This window comes from Marinospirillum insulare DSM 21763 (genome assembly GCF_000686905.1).
In the GTDB taxonomy this organism is placed as follows: domain Bacteria; phylum Pseudomonadota; class Gammaproteobacteria; order Pseudomonadales; family Halomonadaceae; genus Marinospirillum; species Marinospirillum insulare.
Map to the genome: position 1 here is coordinate 58818 of NZ_JMLW01000005.1, position 22343 is coordinate 81160.

A 22343-nucleotide genomic window follows, 5' to 3' on the forward strand; every position below is an offset into this window, starting at 1 on the left:
ATGATGACCTGTTTGGTCTTTTAACTCTTTACTTTACTCTACTCTGCAACTTCAACATTACACATAAGAGGATGTTCATTCTCACGCGCAAAGTCTATAACTAATGCTGCTTTTGTTTCTGCTACATCTTTACTAAAAACTCCACAAACACCACGACCTTTCTGATGAACATCTAGCATCACTTGGGTGGCTTTTTCCATATCCATGTGAAAATAGAACATCAATACTTCTACCACAAACTCCATAGGTGTAAAGTCATCATTAAGCATAATAACCTTATACCTAGGCGGTTGTTCAAGTTTAGGCTTAGCTGTAGCTGTTGCCAAATCACCATTTAGGTGCCCACCTTGCCCATCTTCACTCAAAACTTAACCCTCTTGTATCTGCACCCCTAACCCTTACCAACCACTCTCTAATAGATAGGGATAAAATAATAAAATCACAAGGTGTTTAAGCAAATAAATTTATTGCTGCTACTACTTGTGCCGTCTAAAGGCTAAAATGCCATAAATTAACTTAACACCTTTCTGAGATACTCATGAGCGACCTTTATTTATTCTACAAACCTTGGCAGGTACTTTCACAGTTCACCGATGATAAAGGCCGCAGCACCTTAGCTGACTTTATCAAAACTGAAGGCATTTATCCTGCTGGACGTTTAGATTATGACTCAGAAGGGCTATTGCTGCTAACTGACGATGGTGCTTTACAAGCACGCATTACCCACCCTGAATTTAAATTACCTAAAACCTATTGGGTACAAGTTGAAGGGCAGATAACTGAAGAAGCCCTGAAAGCTTTAAGTGATGGCGTAGAGTTAAACGATGGCAAAACCCGCCCTGCGCGTGCGCGGTTAATGAAAGAGCCTAAGCTGCCCGCACGTGCTGAACCCGTTAACCCTCGCCCCGGCTTAGGAACTAGTTGGATAGAAATCACTCTATTAGAAGGTCGCAATCGCCAAGTACGCCGTATGACAGCCCATGTTGGCTTCCCTACTCTGCGTTTAGTACGCTGGTCTATCGGTAATTGGTCACTTGAGCACCTGCGCCCCTCACAAATCAAAAAAACACGCATACACCTGCCAGCTAAGCAACACAAGGTTGTACTTAAGCCGCGCAAAAAAGGTGTTAAAAAGGAAGGTTAATGGAACGCTGGACACCCAACTGCACAGTCGCCACCTTGGTACACCATGAAGGTAAGTTCTTACTAGTCGAGGAATACGACAAGCTGTCTGCCACTGATATGCCTGTACTGAATCAACCAGCAGGGCACGTTGAAGTTGATGAAAGCTTAATTGAAGCGGCAGTACGCGAAACCTTAGAAGAAACCGGTTGGTTAGTAGAAATAGAAGCTTATTTAGGTTTATACATTAATGTTGCACCCAACAATATTACCTATCATCGCCATTGTTTTATTGCTCGACCTCTTGCTGAATTGCCCGATGCTGAACTGGATGATGGCATTATTTCAGCGCCTTGGTTAACCCTAGACGAAATCAACGCAGCAGAAACCGCAGGTCGCTTTCGTAGCCCCATGGTTAGACCTTGCTTTGATGACTTTTTAGCAGGCAAGTCTTACCCCTTAAGCCTAATCCAAGACTTCCGTTAAGCCGTCAGTTTATTTGACTTAAAAAAGACTGGGCTTGTCATGTATAATGGCGCTTTAAATTATTTCTTTCTGCGGAGTGTTAAGTGACCGAGTGTTCAGTAGCATCTACAGCAGCTCATGACCCAGCTTCTACTCGCGTAATAGTCGGTATGTCTGGCGGTGTAGACTCATCTGTTTCAGCTATTTTGCTTTTACAGCAAGGCTATCAGGTGGAAGGCCTGTTTATGAAAAACTGGGAAGAAGATGACAATACTGAATACTGCACAGCTAAAGAAGACTACGCCGATGCCCAGGCCGTTTGCGACAAACTAGGCATTAAGCTACACGCTGCTAATTTTGCTGCTGAATACTGGGATAATGTGTTTGAGCATTTTTTAGCTGAATACAAAGCAGGCCGCACCCCTAACCCTGATATTCTTTGCAACCGTGAAATCAAATTCAAAGCTTTCTTAGAGTATGCCCAACTGCTAGGTGCTGACTTTATTGCCACAGGTCACTATGTAAGGCGTGGTACAGATGCAGCAGGAAAAACACAGCTATTACGTGGTTTAGATAATAACAAAGACCAAAGCTATTTTTTACATGCCGTGGGTCATAAAGAATTAGGCTTAACGCTTTTCCCTGTGGGTAAATTAGAAAAACCAGAAGTTCGCCGTTTAGCTGAAGAGTACAATTTAGTTACTGCTAAAAAGAAAGACTCTACTGGCATTTGTTTTATAGGTGAGCGCCGCTTTACTGACTTTTTAAAACAATACCTACCTGCCCAGCCGGGTGATTTAATCACCGACAAGGGTGAATTGATTGGCCAACATGCTGGTTTAATGTATTACACCCTAGGTCAACGCCAAGGTTTAGGTATAGGTGGTGTTAAAGGCTATCCAGAAGCACCTTGGTTTGTGGCAGCTAAAGACTTAAACAATAACAAGCTAATTGTTGTTCAGGGTGAAGACAACCCCTTGCTATTCACTGATGGTCTTATTTGCTCTGCACCTGACTGGGTTGCAGGCGAACCACCAACCAGTAGTTTTAAATGCACTGGTAAGGTGCGCTATCGACAAGATGATCAAGCCTGCCAAGTAGAAGTATTAACTGATGGCCGCTGTAAAGTTGTTTTTGAACAACCACAAAGAGCGGTGACTCCTGGGCAATCCATGGTTTTTTATCTTGATGATGTTTGTTTAGGTGGTGGTGTCATTGAAAGCACCTTTTTAAAAACCGCTAGCCCCTCATTAGAAATTGAGTCTGTCGAATGAATAATTTAGATTATGGACAACGCCAAACGCTTGCTTTAGCAGGAGTGTTTCAAGTTGCTCAATTAGTGAATGACTTAGCAACGCGTGGTTTAGTAGACCAACAAACCTTTGCTACAAGTATTAACTCCGTTCTAGTTACTGATCCTGAAACAACCACTGATATTTATGGTGGTGAGCTTTCCAATCTTCGATCAGGTGCCAACACCCTGCGCAAGGTTTTACTTAAAGACTCTAGTGTTAACCCTAGCGTACTTCGCTATGCCATGGCTATTTTAATACTCAACACCAAACTAGCTAAAAATCCCCAAATGCTAACTGCCATAGGTCAGCGTTTAGATGCAGTCAAATCACAAGCCATGCACTTTAGCCCAACTCATGAAAATGTATTAGCTGCACTGGCTGGACTTTACCAAGACACTTTAAGCACCCTTTCATTTCGTATTCAGGTACAAGGTGATCCTAATATTTTGCAACAAACCGGCAATGCCGACAAAATTCGCGCCCTACTCTTAGCTGGTATACGCTCTGCCATGCTCTGGTCTCAGTCGGGTGGCAAGCGTTGGAAGCTTCTATTTTCACGCAAAAAAATTCTGCAAGACTTAAATCAATTTGGTTTTTAAAGCAGGCTTTTAGCAGCAGTTTTTCTTTTACCTTTAATTTCTGGAACTAACTATGTCTCTTGAACAGCTCTCAACCCTAACTTCACTGACTGCCCTTTCACCTGTAGATGGTCGCTATGGCAGCCGAACTGTAAGCTTACGTGAACACTTTTCTGAATACGGTTTAATTCGTGCGCGAGTCGAAGTTGAGGTACGTTGGTTACAACGCCTAGCTGAACACCCAGAAATTACAGAAGTACCCGCTTTTTCGGCTGAAGCTAATCAGTTATTAAATGATTTAGTCGCCAACTTTTCAGTTGCCGATGCTGAAGCCGTTAAAACCCATGAACAAGTGACTAACCACGACGTTAAAGCCGTGGAGTACTTTATTAAAGACCGTATTGAAGTTTTACCCGAGTTAGCTGCTGTTAGTGAGTTTGTACACTTTGCTTGCACCAGTGAAGACATTAACAACCTGTCTCACGCTTTAATGCTTAAAGGCGGTTTAGACAAGGTTCTTTTACCTGAGATGCAACAGGTTGCCGATGCCATTCGTGATTTAGCTCATAAAAATGCACAAGTGCCTTTGCTCTCACGTACCCACGGCCAAACCGCTAGCCCCAGTACGCTTGGTAAAGAAATGGCCAATGTGGTTTACCGTTTAGAGCGTCAAATTAAGCAGATAAAAGCCGTTGAACTGCTTGGTAAAATTAACGGTGCTGTAGGTAACTATAATGCGCACCTAAGTGCTTACCCCACCCTAGATTGGCAAGCCAATGCAAAAGATTTTGTAGAAAGTTTAGGGCTAGTTTGGAACCCCTACACCACGCAAATTGAACCCCACGATTATATTGCTGAGCTATTTGATGCTATTGCCCGCTTTAACACCATTCTTATCGACTTTGACCGAGATGTATGGGGTTATATTTCTTTAGGTTACTTCAAGCAAAAAACTGTCGAAGGTGAAATTGGTTCTTCTACCATGCCGCATAAGGTTAACCCTATCGACTTTGAAAACTCCGAAGGTAATTTGGGCATTGCTAATGCTATTTTTAATCACCTAGCGGTTAAACTGCCTATCTCTCGCTGGCAGCGTGATTTAACCGACTCCACCGTGTTAAGAAACTTAGGTGTGGGTATGGGGCATAGCCAAATTGCTTACCTAGCCAGCCTTAAAGGTATTTCTAAACTAGAAACTAACCCAGAGCGTTTAGCCGCAGACTTAGATGCCGCCTGGGAAGTTTTAGCCGAGCCGATTCAAACCGTAATGCGCCGTTACCAAATTGAAAAGCCTTATGAAAAACTTAAAGAACTCACGCGTGGTAAGGCAATTACTCAAGAGGGCATGGCCGTATTTATTGATAGCTTAGATATTCCTGAGCAGGCTAAGCAAGAACTCAAAGCTTTAACCCCTGCTAATTATATTGGCAATGCCATTGCCCAAGCTAAGGCTATTTAAGAATGACTGCTTCCATCACTTTGCCAGCTTCCATTTTAGGCTCCATTAGTCGTGAAGAATTTTTACGTGACTATTGGCAAAAAAAACCGCTCTTAATTCGTCAAGCTATCCCTAGCTTTACGCCACCCTTAGATATTAATGAGTTAGCCGGTTTAGCTTTAGAAGAAACCGTAGAAGCTCGCCTAGTGATGGAGCAAGGCCCTGAAAGCCCTTGGCAATTATTTAATGGCCCCTTTGAAGAAAGCTTTTTACAAAACCTGCCAGAAAAAGATTGGACGCTACTCGTGCAAGCAGTTGACCACCTACTACCCGAGGTAGGCGAACTACTAAAAGCCTTTGACTTTTTACCCAGCTGGCGGGTTGATGATTTAATGATTAGCTACGCACCAGAAGGTGGCAGTGTTGGTCCACACTTTGATTATTATGACGTATTTTTGTTACAAGCATCCGGTAAAAGACGCTGGCAGCTAGGACAAGACTGCGATGAAACCAGCCCCTTAAGAAGTGATACCCGCTTAAAAATTCTAACTGAATTTGAAGCTAGTTCTGAACAAGACTGGGTATTAGAACCAGGTGATTTACTCTATTTACCACCCCAGTTAGCCCATTGGGGTACTTCTTTAAGCCAAGACTGCACCACCTGGTCAGTAGGTTTTCGTGCTTTAAGTGCAGAAGAAATTTTATGTGGTGTGGCCGATTTTATTGGTGAAACCCTTGAAGAAGATTGGCGTTATACAGATGCTGACTTAACCTTACCTGAGCAACCAGCAGCAATCGATGATGCGGCAATAGAAAGGGTAAAAACATTACTTAATCAGGTAATGAATAACCCAGCGGCTATTAGTGAATGGTTTGGTCGAGCCATGACGCAAACCAAATACCCTGACCAACTACTACCCCAAGATGAACCTTGGACAACGGCTACTCTGCATGAATTATTAGATGAAGCTGAACCCTTAATAGTCTTAGCTGAAGGTAGTCGCCTGGCTTTTAGAACATCTAATGAAGGTAACTGGCTCTTTGCTGATGGTGAAGCTTTTATCTTTACTGCTCCCCTTAAAGATTGGATAGCCAGCCTTTGTGCTAGCACTGAGTTCGACCTATCTTTTATTGAAAACACCTTGGCTTTACCTGAAGCAAGTGAGCTAATGGTTAAACTGATAAATCAGGGCAGCCTTTATTTAACTGAAGAAGATGAAGCTTCTAGTTTGTTGCATTAACTCATCAATAACAGGGATTTTAATATGACGTCTCCTCTTGCCAGCTCTAACCCAAACAAAGGCGCAAAGTTAACTGCCAAGCAAGGTAGTTGGCAACAACTAGGTGAAGCTTGTCGTCAAATACGTCATAAAGTTTTTATTGAAGAACAAGGCATCTCTGCTAAAGATGAGTTAGATGATAAAGATGCAACCAGTGAACACTTTCTTTTGCTTATTAATGAGCGTCCAGTTGCTACTGCGCGCTTAACCCAAGATGGACATTTAGGGCGTTTAGCAGTTTTAAAACCACTACGCGATAAAGGTTTAGCAAAAAAACTGATAGCTAGAATTCTAGAGCATTGTCGCCGTGTTAATTTAAGACAAGTACACTTAAATGCACAAATCAGTGCTGTTAATTTTTATTCCAAGCTAGGCTTTAAACCTAATGGTGATGAGTATGATGAAGTAGGCATTCTACACTTACCTATGCTACTCGATTTTGATAGCCAACTATTAGATGACACTCAACATACAGAAGAAACACTAATAACTGCACTGAACACAACAGGTCAGCTGCGTATTCAAGGGCAAGAGCAGGTTTACTTAGCCATTAAAGTATTAATTCAGCAAGCGAGCCGCAGCTTTAGCTTAGAAACACCCAGCTATATAAATACCTGGTTTGATGAAGCCAGTCTAGCACCACTCATACAAGTTGCTAGAAGACATGATCATAGCAAAGTACGCTTTTTATTAGCAGAAACACGAGAGTTTTCTCGTAGAAGCAACCCACTGCTTAAACTTTATCAGCGTGCATCCAGTTATATTGAAATTAAACAAAGTCATTTACTCTATCAAACTAAACAGTCTGCTTATTTATTAGTGGATGACCGCCATTTACTTTGGTGGGCAGACTATCAACAACCAAGAGTAGAGCTATATTCTGCTGACCACCGAGAGGCTTATCGACTAACCGCCCAGTTCAAACTGCATTGGGAAAAGTCACAAGCTGTTAAAGCATTACAAAGCCTAGCTTTGTAGTTTTATTTCATTGTAGTCAAATTACAACCAAACACCCCCTACCAATGGTGGCTTGCGGCTTGGATGCTTGCTAAGGCATCATTCGCTCCATTGAAACGCCCCACTAAATTCAATTTACCCTCTAATAAGGATGCACCATGTCAACTTATAAAGACCAAATTCAGGCAATTGCCGCTGTTAAACAAAAAGCTGGAAATGGCTGGAGCGCTATCAATCCAGAGTATGCTGCTCGCATGCGCTACCAGAACCGTTTTAAAACTGGTCTAGACATTGCTAAGTACACTGCCGCTATCATGCGTAAAGATATGGCTGAGTATGATGCTGACACCTCTGCTTACACCCAATCACTCGGTTGCTGGCATGGTTTTATCGGTCAACAAAAAATGATCGCCATCAAAAAGCACCTTAAAACTACAAACAAGCGCTACCTTTACCTTTCTGGTTGGATGGTTGCTGCACTACGTTCAGAGTTTGGTCCTTTGCCTGACCAGTCCATGCACGAGAAAAACTCTGTAGCGTCACTGATTGAAGAACTCTACACCTTCTTGCGTCAAGCTGACACGCGTGAACTTGATCAGCTATTCACTGCGCTAGATAAGGCTCGTAAAGCTGGCGACTCAGCAGAAGAAAAATCTTTGCTAGACCAAATCGAGAACTTTGAAACTCACGTTGTACCAATTATTGCAGATATCGATGCTGGTTTTGGTAATGAAGAAGCTACCTACCTAATGGCTAAGCAAATGATTGAAGCCGGTGCTGCTGCCATTCAAATTGAAAACCAAGTTTCTGATGAAAAGCAGTGTGGTCACCAAGATGGTAAAGTAACCGTTCCTCATGCTGACTTCCTAGCTAAAATCAACGCAGTTCGTTATGCCTTCCTAGAGCTAGGTGTAGATGACGGTGTTATCGTTGCGCGTACTGACTCTTTAGGTGCTGGCTTAACTAAGCAAATCGCAGTAACTAACGAACCAGGCGACTTAGGCGACCAGTACAACAGCTTCCTTGATGGTACTTTCATTAAAGATGCTAGCGAAATTGAAAATGGTGATGTGGTTGTTAAGTCTGATGGCAAGCTACTTAAGCCTGCACGTTTAGCTAGCGGCTTATTCCAGTTCCGTGAGAACACAGGTGTTGAGCGTGTTGTTCTAGACTGTATTACTTCACTACAAAACGGTGCTGACCTACTCTGGATCGAAACTGAGAAGCCACACGTTGGTCAAATTGCTGAAATGGTTGATGAAATTCGTAAAGTGGTTCCAGATGCTAAGCTGGTTTACAACAACAGCCCATCGTTTAACTGGACACTTAACTTCCGTCAGCAAGTTTACGATAACTGGGTAGAAGCTGGTAAAGATGTTTCTGCTTACGATCGTGCTCGCTTAATGAGTGCTGACTACGATGGTACAGACTTATGTAACGAAGCAGATGCTCGTATCCAAAGCTTCCAGGCAGACGCAGCACGTGAAGCGGGTATCTTCCACCACCTAATCACACTACCGACTTACCACACTGCAGCTCTGTCTACAGATAACCTAGCTAAAGGCTACTTTGGTGAAGAAGGTATGTTGGCATACGTTGAAGGTGTTCAGCGTAAAGAAATTCGTCAGGGTATTGACTGTGTACGTCACCAGAACATGGCTGGTTCTGATATCGGTGATACGCACAAAGAATACTTCTCAGGCGATGCTGCACTGAAAGCAAGCGGTGAAGACAACACGATGAACCAGTTCGATAACGTTTAATCGAACACTAGGTTTCTAACTGTTATATTTAAAGCCACCTTAGGGTGGCTTTTTTATTGCTAGTTAAGAATTTCAAACAAAAAAAACCCTGAATAATCAGGGTTTTTAAATTAACTAGCTATTTAATCTAGCTTATTCGCGCTCTTCCGTTACCCAGCTTTCTACTACTTCTGAACCGTGAGCTGCTTTCCATTCTTTTAGTTCTTTATGATTACCACCACGCGTTTCAATGGTTTCTTGTGTGTGTGGGTTAACATAAACTTTAAGCTTACGCGTACGACGGTTACCACGACCGGACTTAGCTGTAGCAGCAGACTGATTAAGACCAAAAATAGTGGCGAGATCAGCAACATTACGCTGATGCTTATCTAAGACAGCTTGAACTTCTTCTTTAAAGCTTAATTCTTTTTTAAGCTCTGGGTTTTCTTGCATTCTGCTCATTTCTTCTTTGAGCTTACGAAGCATTTCTTCTTTTTCACGATAATTTGCTAATATAGACATACATTACTCCAATAGGATATTTTTCAACAGGCCCTGTAAATTTTATACACAATCTTAAGTTTGGCAAGTCTAATGTTGTATAAATGGATTAATTAACATAAATTCAAACCTAATAAGCCTTGTTTTGTATAAAACTTACTCCAATTAAGACTCACAAAAGGTTAATAAGTGCCGAATAATCTATTAAACAATAAACATAAGCAACTCATTATAGGCTTAACGGGTGGCATAGGCTCAGGCAAAACTGCTGCTAGTGATCTTTTTGCTAACTTAGGTATAGATGTAATAGATACTGATGTACTTGCTCGTAAAGCACTCGAGTTAAATTCACCCTTATTAAGCAAGGTATTTAATCACTTTGGTCAACAGCTTAAATTAGCTGATGGTAGTTTAGATAGAGCAGCATTAAGAAGTATAATATTTAATGATTCAACTGCTAAAGTTTGGTTGGAAAATTTAATACACCCTTGGGTGAAACAAGCGGTTCTTAGTGCTTTAACTAAAGCAACCAGTGTTTATGTTCTACTAGCCTCACCTTTACTCATTGAAAGTGGCCAAGTGGAGCTTGCAGATAGATTATTGATTGTTGATCTACCTGAAGAAATGCAAATTAGCCGTACAGCTAGCAGGGATAATAACTCCCCAGACTTGGTTAAAAAAATAATCGCACAACAAATTAGCCGACCAGAAAGACTAGCTTTAGCGGATGACCTAATAGATAACTCTGGGGACTTAAATCATTTAGAAAAACAGGTAAACTCCCTACATACTAAATACCTTGAGCTAGCTAAGCTTAAAACTAACCAAGAGTAATAAACATGAAAGAAGAGATTACCCGTATCTTTCCTTGCCCAACTTGCGGTAAGCCAAGTATTTTAAGCAAGGAAAATGCCTTTCGGCCCTTTTGCTGTGAACGTTGTAAGTTAATAGACCTAGGCGCTTGGGCTGCAGAAGACCATAAAATAGCAGGCGATGAACTCTTAGACGTTGATGATCAAGACCAATACTGAGTTATACCAGCTAAGCCTTGCCCACCTAAGCCAAAAATTCTATCTAGCTGCTTTTTATCCATTCCACCTAACGCATAAACAGGCAGCTTAGAGTTATCTGTTAGGTTATTAAAGTCATGCCACCCTAAGGCTTGCGCTTTGGGGTGAGAAGGAGTCTTTAATACTGGAGATAGGGTAATAAAATCGGCTCTAATGTTTTCTGCTTGTGTTATAGATTCAGCATCATGACAAGAAGCGGCCAACCATTTATCAACTGGAACTGGCCGCTGATCATATTGAGCAAGACGTGCTGCCGTTAGGTGGATACCGTCTGCATCCACTTGGTTGAGTAGCTCTGGGGCTGCATTAAGCATTAATTTAGCACCCGCACTTTGGCAAGGCCCTAAAAATGCTTGTGCTAGTTCACGGTAACTTTCTGCATTGAGTTGATGGGCTCTTAGCTGGACTAGCTTAACACCCTGCTCTAAAGCTTTATTTAAACGGTTTAAAGCATCTTGAGTATCTTTGAATGCGCCAGTAATTAAGTATTCTTCTGGTAGCTCTACGGCTTTTATAATGGGTTTGTTAGCTGCTGGAAAGGTATAGTTAACTAAGTCATCTACCGCTACCCAGCGTATGGGCTGCCCTTCTCTACCCCAGGGCTCGCCAGCAAACTCTAATACCTTCCAAACGTCGAGTAAAACTGTTTTATTTGAATAGCTATGCCTTACTCTAATTAAAGGTCGTGCTTTTAATACCTCTATACCCAGCTCTTCGCCTATTTCACGTTTAAGCGCCTGGAAACCGGTTTCATAAGGTGCTAGCTTTCCACCAGGTAATTCCCATAACCCAGCTTGGTCAACTCCTGCAGGCCGACGCGCAATTAATACCTGGCCTTTATCATTTATTATGGCTGCAGCGGCAACTAACATAGGTTGTGGCATAGTGTATAAATCCTTAACTGCGATAATCTGCATTAATTGAAACGTAATCATGGGAGAAGTCGCAAGTCCAAACAGTTTCTTCTGCCTGACCACGACCCAGTTTAATGCGCAAAGTAATTTCTTCTTGTTGCATCACTGCCGCGCCCGCTTCTTCTGTATAACTAGCAGCACGACCACCCTCTTCAACTAGTAGCACATCACCTAAAAAGATTGTTACGCCTTCCACTTGCAGGTTTTCAAGGCCTGGAGTACGTCCAATAGCAGCAAGAATGCGTCCCCAGTTGGCATCACTGGCATAAAGGGCTGTTTTAACTAGAGGTGAATGAGCAACCGTAAAAGCTGCTTCTAAAGCTTCTGAACGAGTCAGCGCTTCTTCAACTTGTATGGTGACAAATTTGGTAGCACCTTCACCGTCTCGCACAATACTCCAAGCTAGCTCTTGCATTAGGCTGACAAGAGCTTCACGAAAGGCTGCAACTGCTGCTGTATCTTCAACTGCTACTTCAGCCGATTTGCCAGTTGCAATTAGCATGCATGCATCGTTTGTAGAGGTATCACCATCAACCGTAATTCTATTAAAGCTTAGTTCGCTAGCCTCTTTTAAAAGCTGCTTTAATAGTGGTTGAGCAATGGATGCATCCGTAGCAATAAAACCTAGCATGGTAGCCATATTGGGCTTGATCATGCCTGAGCCCTTAGCAATACCGCTAATCGCTACTTTTTCACCATTAATGGTGAAAATGGTGGTCGCACCTTTAGGTTGTGTGTCGGTTGTTAAAATGCCAGAGGCAGCAGCTGCCCAACCTGATTCATCTAACGCGTCCAGTGCATTGGGTAGACCAGCAAGTAGCCTATCCATTGGTAAGGGCTCACCAATAACACCTGTCGAAAAGGGCAATACCGCTTGCGGATTAACTTGGGTCAATTCTGCTAGGCTTGCACAAGTTTGTTTGGCATCAGCTAAGCCTTTAGAACCAGTACCTGCATTTGCATTACCCGTATTGATTACCAGGTAACGAGGCTTTACTTCTTTTATGTTTTCGCGAGCCACTTGCACAGGGGCAGCACAAAAAGCATTTAAGGTGAATACACCCGCAGTTGTACTTGTGTCTGCAAGTTCAAAAATAACTAAATCTTGTTGTCCAGGCTTTTTAATTCCTGCACTGGCTGTACCTACACGCAAACCAGCAATTTTATTAAATTCTGGCAGCTCAAATTGACCTACGGCCATACTTTTCTCCTCCCACCTAGGGGGCAAGTTTTAACTTAATTTACCGTGACACTGCTTATACTTTTTACCCGAACCACAGGGGCAGGGCTCGTTGCGCCCAACTTTAGGAAAGTCACGTTTAAAGGGCTGACCTGAATTAGTTGCGGTAGCTTCTTCATTGGATTCTGGGGAATCGTGGTGTGCGGTTTGACGCTGCATTAAGGCTTCAGCTTCGGCACGACGTTGACGCTCAATGGCTTCAACTTCTTCTGGAGTACGAATTTTCACATGACTTAAAATTCTAACAACATCACTACGCACATTGGCTAAGAAGTTCTCAAACAAACCAAAAGCTTCTCGCTTGTATTCTTGCTTAGGGTTCTTTTGTGCATAACCTCTAAGATGAATACCTTGGCGTAGCTGATCCATGCTCTGCAGGTGTTCTTTCCAGCGGGTATCTAGAACCTGCAACATAATTTGTTGTTCAAACTTCCTTAATAGGTCGCCACCTGCTTGCTCTTCTTTTTCTTTATAAGCTTCTTCAAGTGCTTGCTGCAGTTTTTCTCTTAAGCTTTCTTCATGCAAGCTTTTATCTTCATCTAGCCACTGTTGAACTTCTGCATCTAAGTTAAATTCTGTTGCTAGGTAGCTTTCTAATTCGGCCACGCGCCACTGTTCAGGCATAGATTGAGGTGGAATGAATTGAGAAATAGCCGCATCTAGTACGTCTTCACGCATTTCTTCAATTTCTTCAGCTATCTCTTCTGCTTCAAGTATTTCACGGCGCTGGGCATAAATAACGCTGCGCTGATCATTATTGACATCATCGTATTCTAGTAGCTGCTTACGAATATCAAAGTTACGCCCTTCAACCTTGCGCTGGGCTTTTTCAACTGCGTTGGTAACCATTTTGTGTTCTATGGCTTCACCATGCTTCATACCCAGCATGGTCATCATGCTTTTAACACGGTCCGATGCAAAAATACGCATTAGACTGTCTTCTAAGGAGAGGAAGAAGCGGGTTGAACCTGGGTCACCTTGACGACCAGAACGACCTCTTAACTGGTTATCTATACGGCGAGATTCATGGCGCTCTGTACCTATAACGTGCAAACCACCAGCGGCTACAACAGCATCATGGCGTTCTTGCCAAGCCGCTTTTAGTTTTTCTAGTTGTTCTTCAGTGGGGTTATCTAATTTCTCAGCTTCAACTTCCCAGTTACCACCTAATTTAATGTCTGTACCACGACCAGCCATATTGGTTGCAAGCGTTACAGCACCTGCTCGACCAGCTTGAGCAATGATTTCTGCTTCACTTTCATGCTGTTTAGCATTAAGCACTTTGTGGGCAACACCGGCTTTTTTTAGTAACCCACTGACAAACTCAGAGGTTTCAATAGAGGCAGTACCAACTAAAACTGGCTGGCCTTGTTCAACCGTGTGTTGCACGTCTTTAATAATGGCTTCAAATTTTTCTTCTGAGCTCATAAAGACTAGATCATTTAAGTCTTTACGTTGTACCTGACGGTTAGTTGGAATAACCACTACATTTAACGCATAGATATGATTAAATTCATAAGCTTCTGTATCAGCAGTACCTGTCATACCAGACAGTTTGGTATATAAGCGGAAGTAGTTTTGGAAGGTAGTAGCAGCAAGCGTTTGGCTTTCTGCTTGAATATTCAAACCTTCTTTGGCTTCTATTGCTTGGTGTAAACCTTCACCCCAACGACGACCGGGCATAGTACGACCCGTGTGTTCGTCTACTATAACTACCTGCCCTTCACTGACTATGTAATCAACATCTTTGTTGAACATTTGATGAGCACGTAGTGCGGACTGAACATGATGTAGAAGGCTTAAGTTAGCCGATGCATAAAGACTATCGCCTGCTTTTAACACACCTTCTTTACTTAGCAGCTCTTCTACTAACTGGTGACCTTGCTCGGTTAATTCTAAGCTGCGCTGTTTTTCATCGATTATAAAGTCGCCTGTCTCTGTTTCTTCATTCCAAGGCGTTAATCCAGGTACCAGTTTATTAATTAAACGGTACATAGCAGAGCTGTCTTCTGCTGCACCAGAAATAATTAAAGGCGTACGAGCTTCATCAATTAATATAGAATCAACTTCATCAATTACGGCATAGTTAAGGTCGCGCTGAACACGCTCTTCTAATGAAAAAGCCATATTATCGCGCAGGTAATCAAAACCAAACTCGTTATTGGTACCGTAGGTAATATCGGCTTGATAAGCTTGGCGTTTTTCTTCTTGGCTTTGGCCTGAATAGATAACACCTACACTTAGCCCCATAAAGCGGTAGAGTTTTCCCATCCACTCGGCATCACGCTTGGCTAGGTAGTCGTTAACTGTGACAACATGCACACCCTTGTTAGATAGAGCATTTAGGTAAACAGCCAAGGTTGCCACCAGTGTTTTACCTTCACCAGTACGCATCTCCGCGATTTGGCCTTCATGTAAAACCATACCGCCAATCATTTGCACATCAAAATGGCGCATATTAAGCGCACGAACACTGGCTTCACGTACTAGCGCAAAACTTTCTGGGAGTAGCTTATCTAGTGACTCACCCTGGGCAGCTCTTTCTTTTAAGGCTTGAGTGCGTAGGGCAAAATCTTCATCGGCTAAGGTTTTTAACTCGGGTTCTAAGGCGTTTATTTGTTCTACTACTTTACGAATACGCTTGAGTTCACGCTCGTTTTTACTACCAAATATTTTCTTTAACAAGGCGGTAATCATCGAATGTCCTTACCCGTGGTTAGGCTGTTGGAATTATGACCGCACAACATACCACGTTTTAATTAAAATGTGTTTGAAGCTGACTGAAACATAAGAGTTGAGCTAGGTTGCTAGCATAATAATTTCTAGCGCATATAAAAACAACAAAACCCGCCTTAGCGGGTCTTTGTTTTAACTTTAAAACTAAGGTGCCGATCGGGACACATAACGTATAGGGTCTACAGCACGACCGTTTCGAAGCACCTCATAATGCACATGAGGCCCAGTACAACGTCCTGTACAGCCCATTAAACCAACTGTATCACCGCGCTTCACTATATCACCTTTACTGACAACAAAGTCGTTTAAATGCGCATAGCGAGTTAAGTAGCCATCACCATGATCTATTTCAACTAGATTACCAAAACCACCGCGTGCAGCAGAGTGAACTACGACCCCTGCACCAGTTGCTAATACATTTGAATTTTCTTTACCAGCAAAGTCTATTCCTCCATGCCAAGAGGTACGACCAGTAAAAGGATCACTGCGGCGACCAAAGGTAGATGACATCCAGCCCCGTTCAATAGGACGGCCAGCAATATAAACCTGATCAGCAAAGCTACGTTTAGTTAGTAAAGAATGAATAAGCTCTAGCTGTTGTTGGCGTTGCTCAATTTTATTGGTTAAGGAGTCTAGGGTTTCCATCAACTCAGAATCTGTATAGGCTGAACCTTCTTCATAAACGTATTCAGGTCCACCCATAGGTGGTGGCTGATCAAAATCGAATTCATCACCAAGATTCGCTACAGAGGTTAAGCGTTTACCTAGTGCATCTAAACGCATCAGCCTAGCTTGAAGCTCACCAACTTTAGGCGTTAAGGCATCTATTTTTTCTATAGATTGGCGCTTAACTAATTCAACTTCTGCACGCTGCTCGTTAAGCTCTTGCTGCCACATTTTATTGGCATGGTCTTTCATTTGTCTTTCATTATGGTCTACCCACCAATATACCAGCGAACCACCTATGGCAGCAGGTATAAAGAAAACCAAGGCAAAAACCAAGGCCAGTAATTTAGATGAAAGATTTACTGAGCGACTCGAGCTGTGCTTACTACTGCAAAAAATCAAATTCATTGGTTGTTTCCCATTCGCGCCACTTGGTGTTTTTATCAATATTGATTAAGCTCTTATATCTATTTGCTTAGTGGAGGCAGTAGTGAGTATAAAGCCAAGAGCCGGAAGAACAAAATCTTTAAGTGCCATAATTAACAAAGATACTTCAATTTTAGGACAGGTTTTAAACAAGGCCGCCTATCTGAAACAAATTGAAACTCTGGTACATAATTACTTACCTAAGGAGCTTGCCAGTCAATTTAGGGTGGCTAATTTTCAAAATAATAGGTTAGCATTAATTACGCCAACTGCTAGCAACCTTACCCACTTACGGTTTTTTCAAGCTAAACTGCTCTATGATCTACAGCAAAAAATACCGGAACTAAAAAGCATCGATGTAAAAGTTAGGCCTAACCCACCTGAACCCAAAAAAGTTTTTAAAAAACTTAATATTCCTGCTAACAGCCAAAACCAATTAAAGCTTTTAGCTGAAACTACAGACAACCCTCAACTTAAAGCTGTATTGCTAAGACTCAGTCAAAAGTAACCTCTTAACTATTTCTTATGACCAAAAAAAATCGACATAACGTCGATTTTTTTGGTTCAACTTGATGCAAGCTAAGCTATTTCTATTGCCGAGGTGTAAGAGATGGGTGCTTTTTCTTTCTCACCTTCAAAAGTAACCACCTCATAAGCATCTGGGTTTTCGAGCAGCTCACGTAGAAGCTTATTATTTAAGCCATGACCAGATTTATGCCCTTTAAATTCACCTATCAAGCTTTTGCCTAATAAGTAGAGGTCACCAATTGCATCTAAAACCTTGTGCTTAACAAACTCGTCTTCATAACGTAAACCATCTTCATTAAGAATACGGTAATCATCTACAACGATAGCATTTTCCATGCTGCCACCTAAGGCCAGGTTGTGTGAACGTAGGTATTCTATATCACGCATAAAGCCAAAGGTGCGTGCTCGACTGACTTCACGAACAAAAGATGTTGTTGAAAAATCTATCACAGCATTTTGTTTTTGGTCACGAAAAACTGGGTGATCAAAATCTATGCTAAAGCCAACTTTAAAACCTTCGTAGGGTTCAAAGCTAGCTGTTTTATCATCTTCTTTAACTTCGATCTTTTTCTTAATACGAATAAATTGCTTAGGTGCGTCTTGCTCTTGGATACCCGCTGACTGAATAAGGAACACAAAAGGCCCAGCACTACCATCCATAATTGGAACTTCAGCAGAGCTCACTTCAACGTATAGGTTGTCGATACCTAAGCCTGCCAAAGCAGAAAGCAGATGCTCTACCGTACTAACTTTGACATCACCTTCATTAAGTGTTGTAGACAAGGTGGTTTCATGAACATTTTTAGCGCAGGCACGGATTTCAACAGCTGGGTCTAAATCTACGCGACGAAAAACGATACCTGTGTTTACAGGTGCAGGACGCAAGGTTAAATAGACTTTATCACCTGAGTGTAAGCCAACCCCTGTTGCTCTAATGGTGTTTCTTAAAGTGCACTGTTTAATCATTGCCTTTGTCTCTGCCCTGTAGGACTTATTACCTTATAAAATGCCGTTAAACCCACTGTTAGGTGGTAGTGGCTTAAATTCTTTAGTTACTGCATATACTAACAAACTTTTAGCTGGTAAAAAATAAAAGATCGCTAGTACATTTTTACTAGTCTGCTTGCTTTCTTAAAAATGCAGGGATATCTAAGTAGCTCATATCAGAGTCACTTTTAGGGTTAATTCTAGCACTTTGTTGACGAGTATCAGCTGCTTGATTTTCAGCACCACTCACTTCTTTTAGTGTGGGTCGTGCGGCCCTAACAGGCTGCTTTTGAGCTGCTTTTTTATCTGTAGGCTGGGGTGCTGCTTCCTGCTTTTTAGCAGGCTCCAAACCTGTTGCGACTATAGTTACACGCAACTCTTCCTCTAAGCTATTATCTAGCGAGGTACCCACAATCACAGTGGCATCGGGTGATGCAAAAGCTGTGACGGTATCCATAACTTCCTGGAATTCATGCAAGCCCATACTGGCATTACCAACCACGTTAACCAGGATACCGCGCGCACCTTTCAGATCAACATCTTCAAGAAGCGGTGAGAAGACAGCTTGCTCTGCGGCTTCACGAGCTCTTTGATCACCCTTAGATGCACCTGAGCCCATCATCGCCATGCCCATTTCGGACATAACGGTACTCACATCGGCGAAGTCAAGGTTAATGACCCCAGGGTTGGTAATCAACTCTGCAATGCCTTGAACAGCACCTAGTAGTACGTCATTAGCTGCGGCAAAAGCATCTAACAGGCTAGTTGTTTTACCCATAACCGCTAGAAGTCGTTCGTTTGGAATAGTAATCAAAGAATCAACATGCTCTACAAGATTAGCTATGCCTTCTTCAGCAATTGACATCCGCTTTCTTTGCTCGAAGGGGAAGGGTTTGGTAACCACTGCAACAGATAGTATTCCTAGCTCTTTGGCAATTTCTGCAACAACTGGTGCCGCACCAGTACCTGTGCCACCACCCATGCCAGCAGTGATGAATAGCATGTCTGTGCCTTGCAAGACCTCTTCGATCAGCTTGCGATCTTCCATAGCGGCTTGACGCCCAATTTCTGGATTAGCGCCAGCCCCCAAGCCTTTGGTGATTTCTCCACCTAATTGCAAAACAGTTTTGGCGGCAACATTTTTAAGTGCCTGAGCATCTGTATTAGCACAGATAAACTCTACACCCTCAATTTTTGCAGCAACCATGTGATTAACCGCATTACCACCACCACCACCAACCCCAATTACTTTAATTACTGGAGATGCTGAGGGTGAGCTGTCCGCCAATTCAAAAGCCATTTATTCTTCTCCCAAACCCAACTCTATGTCCAGTTAAGGTCACAGAAGCTGCCTGTAATAGATCTTTATTTATACTTAGTTTTGCTAGACTAACAAATAAAAGCGCCAAAATGAAAGCGATCTAACAAAAAAAACCCTGTAATGCAAAGCTTTACATCATAATAATACAATATTTATTTAAAACTGACGCTGAAACCAGCGCCTAATTCTGCTTGTTAAGCCTTCACCAGTAGGATCAGCTTTTAATGTGTCATTACGGTAACTAACCTCTGGCAAGCCTTCCGACTCGTTACGCAATAGAGCATAGTGTAACAAACCTACCCCAGTTGCGTGAATTGGATTATTTACTACATCGTCTAACCCAACCACAAACTGCGGGCTCGCCAATCGAACGGGTGCATGAAAAATTTCTTCTGCCAATTCAACAGCGCCCTCCATCTTAGCAGTGCCACCTGTCAACACTATGCCGGCAGGGATAAGTTCTTCAAAACCACTGCGACGTAGTTCAGCTTGAATTAACGTAAATAACTCGTCGTAACGCGGCTCTACTACTTCAGCTAAAGCTTGGCGAGATAAATCGCGTGGCTCTCTATCTCCAACACTAGGCACCTTTAGCATTTCGTCCGGACCAGCTAACTGGGTTAGAGCACAAGCATATTTTATTTTAATACTTTCTGCGTGAACGGTAGGCGTTCTTAAAGCCATAGCTATGTCGTTAGTGACCTGGTCACCAGCAATGGGAATAACGGCTGTGTGACGTATAGCACCTTCTGCAAAGATAGCAATATCAGTAGTACCACCACCAATATCAACAATACAAACACCTAATTCTTTTTCATCTTCAGTTAAAACAGCATAGCTTGAGGCTAGCTGCTCTAAAATAATGTCTTCTACTTCTAATCCACAAAGGCGAACGCATTTTTCAATATTTTGTACAGCATTAACTGCACAGGTAACTAGGTGTACTTTTGCTTCTAAACGCACACCCGACATTCCCATGGGTTCACGAATGCCTTCTTGGTTATCTATAGCGTACTCTTGTGGAAGAATATGAATAATCTTTTGGTCTGCTGGTATAGGCACTGCCCTAGCTGCATCTATTACCCTTTCTAAATCTGCTTCGCCTACTTCTCTATCTCGAATAGAAACCACACCATCTGAGTTCATGCTGTGAACGTGGCTACCTGCAATACCAACATAAACTGAATGAATCTCACAGCCTGCCATTAACTCTGCTTCTTCTACAGCACGGCGTATAGACTGCACAGTTGACTCAATATTAATCACTACGCCTTTTTTTAAGCCGCGTGAAGGGTGGGAACCTAGACCAATAATTTCTAGTTCGCCTTCAGGAGTGCGCTGACCAACAATGGCAACCACCTTGGATGTACCAATATCTAGGCCAACAACTAGGTTGCCGCGATGTGACTGCTGAGCCATGGTGAGCTACTACTCCTTTATATTTAATAACGCGCTTTTATGCCAAGCAACAGACAAGCCATTTGGATAACGCAAGTCAACACTAGCAAGATTGACGGCTTCTGCCTCTAACCAATGTTGCCAAGCCCATAAAAAACGATTAACTCTATTTACTATATTATCACGACCAACAAGTACACGAATACTAGTGTTTAGCTCTAACTGCCAAGCACCTCTTTGCTCATGATGTAGCTCTGTGAGCCTTAAATTAGATTTTTGTAACAAAGCGTCAAGATCTAGCCAAAAGTTGACGGCTTCTGCAAGTGTATCCTTTTTTGAATAGATATGCCGATTTAACTCTTTAGTGTATTCAAAACCAGGATTAAACCCCTTACCCTGCTCATCAATGAGATGCCTTTTATTCCAGTGCGCCCAGGGTATTCGCTCTACTAGTTCTAAACGTATTTGATCTGGCCAAACCCTATTCACTACAACTTCACGCAACCAAGGGTCTTGCTCCAAGCTGGTTTTAAGTCCCTTTAAGTCGATACGCCAAAATGCATCGTCTAACCAGGGTAAAGATCGCTCTTGCAGTTTATCTAAATCTGCATATTGCACTTCACCATAAATAGAAACTTGCCCTACAGGTCGAGCTAAAGTCCAGTTTAACCAAAAGCCTACCAGTATAATGAGTAGGCCTAATGGAACAATAACCTTAAGCCAAAACGTGAACCTAGCCACAAAATACCTTTAAGTTAGCCGTTGCTAAAATTTTGAGCACTAGCTGATCGAAACTTATACCCACATGGGCAGCTGCTTGAGGTACCAAACTGTGGTCTGTCATACCTGGGCTAGTATTTACTTCAAGCAACCAAGACTGCTTATTTTCATCAACCATAATATCGACCCTACCCCAGCTTTCACAACCAACCGCATGATAGGCCTCTAATGCTAATACCTGCAAGGCCTGCTCCTCACTAGCAGTTAAGCCGCAAGGCAGCAAGTATTCAGTATCTGTGGCTTGATACTTAGCGTTAAAATCATAAAAATCGTGGCTAGTTTTCAAACCAATTACGGGTAAAGCCTGACCATCAACAATGCTCACTGTAAACTCAGGACCACTCACAAACCTTTCAGCGAGAATACGCGTATCATAACGACTTGCTTCTTTATAAGCGGCAGACAACTGCTCTACTGAAACGACTTTACTCATGCCTATACTTGAGCCTTCATGAGCGGGCTTAACCATTAAAGGCAAGCCTAGCTTAGCAACTAATTCATCAGGGTCACTTGTCGGGTTAAGAAGACTCGATGCAGGCGTAGGTAAATCTAGACCTTGCCAAACTTGCTTACACTTAAATTTGTCCATCCCTAATGCAGAAGCCATAACATCACTGCCTGTATAGGGAATACGCAGCCACTCTAAAGCACCTTGAATACTGCCATCTTCACCGCCCCTGCCATGCAGCGCAATAAAGGCTCTATCTATTTTTTCAGCCATTAACTGTGTAAGCGCCTGCTCACCCAAGTCTAAGCCAAAAGCATTCACACCTGATCTAAGCAAAGAATCTAATACCGCATTGCCACTTCGTAAAGACACTTCTCTTTCTGCAGAGCAACCGCCCATTAGTACAGCTACACGCCCAAAGGCTTGGATATCTTCTTTTGTTAGGCTCATG

General features: G+C 42.5%; 22 protein-coding genes. 11 read left to right on the forward strand and 11 right to left on the reverse strand.

Features of this window, described 5'->3' with window-relative positions; all coding sequences use genetic code 11:
* Positions 1 to 38: 38 nt before the first annotated feature.
* Positions 39 to 365, reverse strand: a complete 327-nt coding sequence (gene clpS / locus BP27_RS0102680) for an ATP-dependent Clp protease adapter ClpS (RefSeq protein ID WP_027850233.1) — start codon at positions 363 to 365, stop codon at positions 39 to 41.
* A 173-nt stretch (positions 366 to 538) separates the two neighbouring features.
* Here clpS and BP27_RS0102685 point away from each other — a divergent pair, with 173 nt between their 5' ends.
* The 8 genes from BP27_RS0102685 to BP27_RS0102720 all read left to right on the forward strand — a co-directional run bounded on the left by BP27_RS0102685 (position 539) and on the right by BP27_RS0102720 (position 8898).
* Positions 539 to 1144 carry a pseudouridine synthase gene (locus BP27_RS0102685; RefSeq protein WP_027850234.1) on the forward strand — a complete coding sequence of 202 codons (606 nt, stop codon included), beginning with the start codon at positions 539 to 541 and terminating at the stop codon, positions 1142 to 1144.
* Positions 1144 to 1608 (forward strand): NUDIX hydrolase, encoded by a 465-nt coding sequence (locus BP27_RS0102690; RefSeq protein WP_027850235.1) that lies wholly within the window; start codon positions 1144 to 1146, stop codon positions 1606 to 1608. Before BP27_RS0102685 ends, BP27_RS0102690 begins: the two co-directional genes overlap by 1 nt.
* Before the next feature lie 83 nt (positions 1609 to 1691).
* On the forward strand, positions 1692 to 2861 hold the full coding sequence (gene mnmA, locus BP27_RS0102695) for a tRNA 2-thiouridine(34) synthase MnmA (RefSeq protein ID WP_027850236.1): 1170 nt from the start codon (positions 1692 to 1694) through the stop codon (positions 2859 to 2861).
* On the forward strand, positions 2858 to 3481 hold the full coding sequence (gene hflD, locus BP27_RS0102700) for a high frequency lysogenization protein HflD (protein WP_027850237.1): 624 nt from the start codon (positions 2858 to 2860) through the stop codon (positions 3479 to 3481). The genes mnmA and hflD overlap by 4 nt, the downstream gene beginning before the upstream one ends.
* Positions 3482 to 3533: 52 nt before the next feature.
* The gene (purB, locus tag BP27_RS0102705) at positions 3534 to 4919 is read left to right on the forward strand and encodes an adenylosuccinate lyase (RefSeq protein ID WP_027850238.1); all 1386 of its coding nucleotides are present in this window, start codon (positions 3534 to 3536) and stop codon (positions 4917 to 4919) included.
* A gap of 2 nt (positions 4920 to 4921) precedes the next feature.
* Complete coding sequence (locus BP27_RS0102710; RefSeq protein WP_036239190.1) at positions 4922 to 6139, forward strand: cupin domain-containing protein; 1218 nt, start codon at positions 4922 to 4924, stop codon at positions 6137 to 6139.
* Between the two features lie 24 nt (positions 6140 to 6163).
* Positions 6164 to 7156: a GNAT family N-acetyltransferase gene (locus BP27_RS16635; RefSeq protein WP_051610187.1), complete on the forward strand. Its 993-nt coding sequence runs from the start codon at positions 6164 to 6166 to the stop codon at positions 7154 to 7156.
* A 137-nt stretch (positions 7157 to 7293) separates the two neighbouring features.
* The gene (locus BP27_RS0102720) at positions 7294 to 8898 is read left to right on the forward strand and encodes an isocitrate lyase (protein ID WP_027850240.1); all 1605 of its coding nucleotides are present in this window, start codon (positions 7294 to 7296) and stop codon (positions 8896 to 8898) included.
* Positions 8899 to 9030: 132 nt separating this feature from the next.
* Here BP27_RS0102720 and BP27_RS0102725 read toward each other — a convergent pair whose 3' ends face one another.
* Positions 9031 to 9399, reverse strand: a complete 369-nt coding sequence (locus tag BP27_RS0102725; RefSeq protein ID WP_027850241.1) for a histone-like nucleoid-structuring protein, MvaT/MvaU family — start codon at positions 9397 to 9399, stop codon at positions 9031 to 9033.
* A 168-nt stretch (positions 9400 to 9567) separates the two neighbouring features.
* On the opposite strand from BP27_RS0102725, the gene coaE reads away from it, so the two are divergent.
* Both coaE and BP27_RS0102735 read left to right on the forward strand, forming a co-directional pair.
* Positions 9568 to 10212 carry a dephospho-CoA kinase gene (gene coaE / locus BP27_RS0102730; protein ID WP_051610189.1) on the forward strand — a complete coding sequence of 215 codons (645 nt, stop codon included), beginning with the start codon at positions 9568 to 9570 and terminating at the stop codon, positions 10210 to 10212.
* A 5-nt stretch (positions 10213 to 10217) separates the two neighbouring features.
* Positions 10218 to 10409 (forward strand): DNA gyrase inhibitor YacG, encoded by a 192-nt coding sequence (locus BP27_RS0102735; RefSeq protein ID WP_027850243.1) that lies wholly within the window; start codon positions 10218 to 10220, stop codon positions 10407 to 10409.
* On the opposite strand, the gene BP27_RS0102740 is transcribed toward BP27_RS0102735, so the two are convergent.
* From BP27_RS0102740 to BP27_RS0102755, 4 genes are all read right to left on the reverse strand, one after another.
* Positions 10394 to 11332, reverse strand: coding sequence for a Nudix family hydrolase (locus BP27_RS0102740; protein ID WP_036239192.1), 939 nt, complete (start codon positions 11330 to 11332; stop codon positions 10394 to 10396). The genes BP27_RS0102735 and BP27_RS0102740 overlap by 16 nt on opposite strands.
* Positions 11333 to 11345: 13 nt before the next feature.
* Entirely contained in the window at positions 11346 to 12563 is a 1218-nt protein-coding gene (argJ, locus tag BP27_RS0102745) for a bifunctional glutamate N-acetyltransferase/amino-acid acetyltransferase ArgJ (protein ID WP_027850245.1), read from the reverse strand.
* A gap of 30 nt (positions 12564 to 12593) precedes the next feature.
* Positions 12594 to 15299 carry a preprotein translocase subunit SecA gene (gene secA, locus BP27_RS0102750; RefSeq protein WP_027850246.1) on the reverse strand — a complete coding sequence of 902 codons (2706 nt, stop codon included), beginning with the start codon at positions 15297 to 15299 and terminating at the stop codon, positions 12594 to 12596.
* A gap of 183 nt (positions 15300 to 15482) precedes the next feature.
* Positions 15483 to 16412, reverse strand: a complete 930-nt coding sequence (locus tag BP27_RS0102755; protein WP_027850247.1) for a M23 family metallopeptidase — start codon at positions 16410 to 16412, stop codon at positions 15483 to 15485.
* A gap of 82 nt (positions 16413 to 16494) precedes the next feature.
* Here BP27_RS0102755 and BP27_RS0102760 point away from each other — a divergent pair, with 82 nt between their 5' ends.
* Entirely contained in the window at positions 16495 to 16938 is a 444-nt protein-coding gene (locus BP27_RS0102760; protein ID WP_027850248.1) for a DUF721 domain-containing protein, read from the forward strand.
* A 71-nt stretch (positions 16939 to 17009) separates the two neighbouring features.
* Here BP27_RS0102760 and lpxC read toward each other — a convergent pair whose 3' ends face one another.
* The 5 genes from lpxC to BP27_RS0102790 all read right to left on the reverse strand — a co-directional run bounded on the left by lpxC (position 17010) and on the right by BP27_RS0102790 (position 22342).
* Positions 17010 to 17924 (reverse strand): UDP-3-O-acyl-N-acetylglucosamine deacetylase, encoded by a 915-nt coding sequence (gene lpxC, locus BP27_RS0102765; protein ID WP_027850249.1) that lies wholly within the window; start codon positions 17922 to 17924, stop codon positions 17010 to 17012.
* A 148-nt stretch (positions 17925 to 18072) separates the two neighbouring features.
* A complete protein-coding gene (ftsZ, locus tag BP27_RS0102775; RefSeq protein WP_027850250.1) occupies positions 18073 to 19245 on the reverse strand; it encodes a cell division protein FtsZ in 1173 nt (390 codons plus the stop codon).
* Between the two features lie 177 nt (positions 19246 to 19422).
* Positions 19423 to 20685 carry a cell division protein FtsA gene (gene ftsA, locus BP27_RS0102780; RefSeq protein WP_027850251.1) on the reverse strand — a complete coding sequence of 421 codons (1263 nt, stop codon included), beginning with the start codon at positions 20683 to 20685 and terminating at the stop codon, positions 19423 to 19425.
* A 9-nt stretch (positions 20686 to 20694) separates the two neighbouring features.
* Positions 20695 to 21405 (reverse strand): cell division protein FtsQ/DivIB, encoded by a 711-nt coding sequence (locus BP27_RS0102785; RefSeq protein ID WP_027850252.1) that lies wholly within the window; start codon positions 21403 to 21405, stop codon positions 20695 to 20697.
* On the reverse strand, positions 21398 to 22342 hold the full coding sequence (locus tag BP27_RS0102790) for a D-alanine--D-alanine ligase (RefSeq protein WP_027850253.1): 945 nt from the start codon (positions 22340 to 22342) through the stop codon (positions 21398 to 21400). Before BP27_RS0102790 ends, BP27_RS0102785 begins: the two co-directional genes overlap by 8 nt.
* Position 22343 lies beyond the last annotated feature (1 nt).

What these genes read in the sequence shown, in the direction of transcription:
- BP27_RS0102685 (WP_027850234.1), top strand. Translation starts at nt 539, where the DNA reads ATGAGCGACCTTTATTTATTCTACAAACCTTGGCAGGTACTTTCACAG.
- BP27_RS0102690 (WP_027850235.1), top strand. Translation starts at nt 1,144, where the DNA reads ATGGAACGCTGGACACCCAACTGCACAGTCGCCACCTTGGTACACCAT.
- hflD (WP_027850237.1), top strand. Translation starts at nt 2,858, where the DNA reads ATGAATAATTTAGATTATGGACAACGCCAAACGCTTGCTTTAGCAGGA.
- purB (WP_027850238.1), top strand. Translation starts at nt 3,534, where the DNA reads ATGTCTCTTGAACAGCTCTCAACCCTAACTTCACTGACTGCCCTTTCA.
- BP27_RS0102710 (WP_036239190.1), top strand. Translation starts at nt 4,922, where the DNA reads ATGACTGCTTCCATCACTTTGCCAGCTTCCATTTTAGGCTCCATTAGT.
- BP27_RS16635 (WP_051610187.1), top strand. Translation starts at nt 6,164, where the DNA reads ATGACGTCTCCTCTTGCCAGCTCTAACCCAAACAAAGGCGCAAAGTTA.
- BP27_RS0102720 (WP_027850240.1), top strand. Translation starts at nt 7,294, where the DNA reads ATGTCAACTTATAAAGACCAAATTCAGGCAATTGCCGCTGTTAAACAA.
- BP27_RS0102725 (WP_027850241.1), bottom strand. Translation starts at nt 9,399, where the DNA reads ATGTCTATATTAGCAAATTATCGTGAAAAAGAAGAAATGCTTCGTAAG.
- BP27_RS0102735 (WP_027850243.1), top strand. Translation starts at nt 10,218, where the DNA reads ATGAAAGAAGAGATTACCCGTATCTTTCCTTGCCCAACTTGCGGTAAG.
- BP27_RS0102740 (WP_036239192.1), bottom strand. Translation starts at nt 11,332, where the DNA reads ATGCCACAACCTATGTTAGTTGCCGCTGCAGCCATAATAAATGATAAA.
- argJ (WP_027850245.1), bottom strand. Translation starts at nt 12,563, where the DNA reads ATGGCCGTAGGTCAATTTGAGCTGCCAGAATTTAATAAAATTGCTGGT.
- secA (WP_027850246.1), bottom strand. Translation starts at nt 15,299, where the DNA reads ATGATTACCGCCTTGTTAAAGAAAATATTTGGTAGTAAAAACGAGCGT.
- BP27_RS0102755 (WP_027850247.1), bottom strand. Translation starts at nt 16,412, where the DNA reads ATGAATTTGATTTTTTGCAGTAGTAAGCACAGCTCGAGTCGCTCAGTA.
- lpxC (WP_027850249.1), bottom strand. Translation starts at nt 17,924, where the DNA reads ATGATTAAACAGTGCACTTTAAGAAACACCATTAGAGCAACAGGGGTT.
- ftsZ (WP_027850250.1), bottom strand. Translation starts at nt 19,245, where the DNA reads ATGGCTTTTGAATTGGCGGACAGCTCACCCTCAGCATCTCCAGTAATT.
- ftsA (WP_027850251.1), bottom strand. Translation starts at nt 20,685, where the DNA reads ATGGCTCAGCAGTCACATCGCGGCAACCTAGTTGTTGGCCTAGATATT.
- BP27_RS0102790 (WP_027850253.1), bottom strand. Translation starts at nt 22,342, where the DNA reads ATGAGCCTAACAAAAGAAGATATCCAAGCCTTTGGGCGTGTAGCTGTA.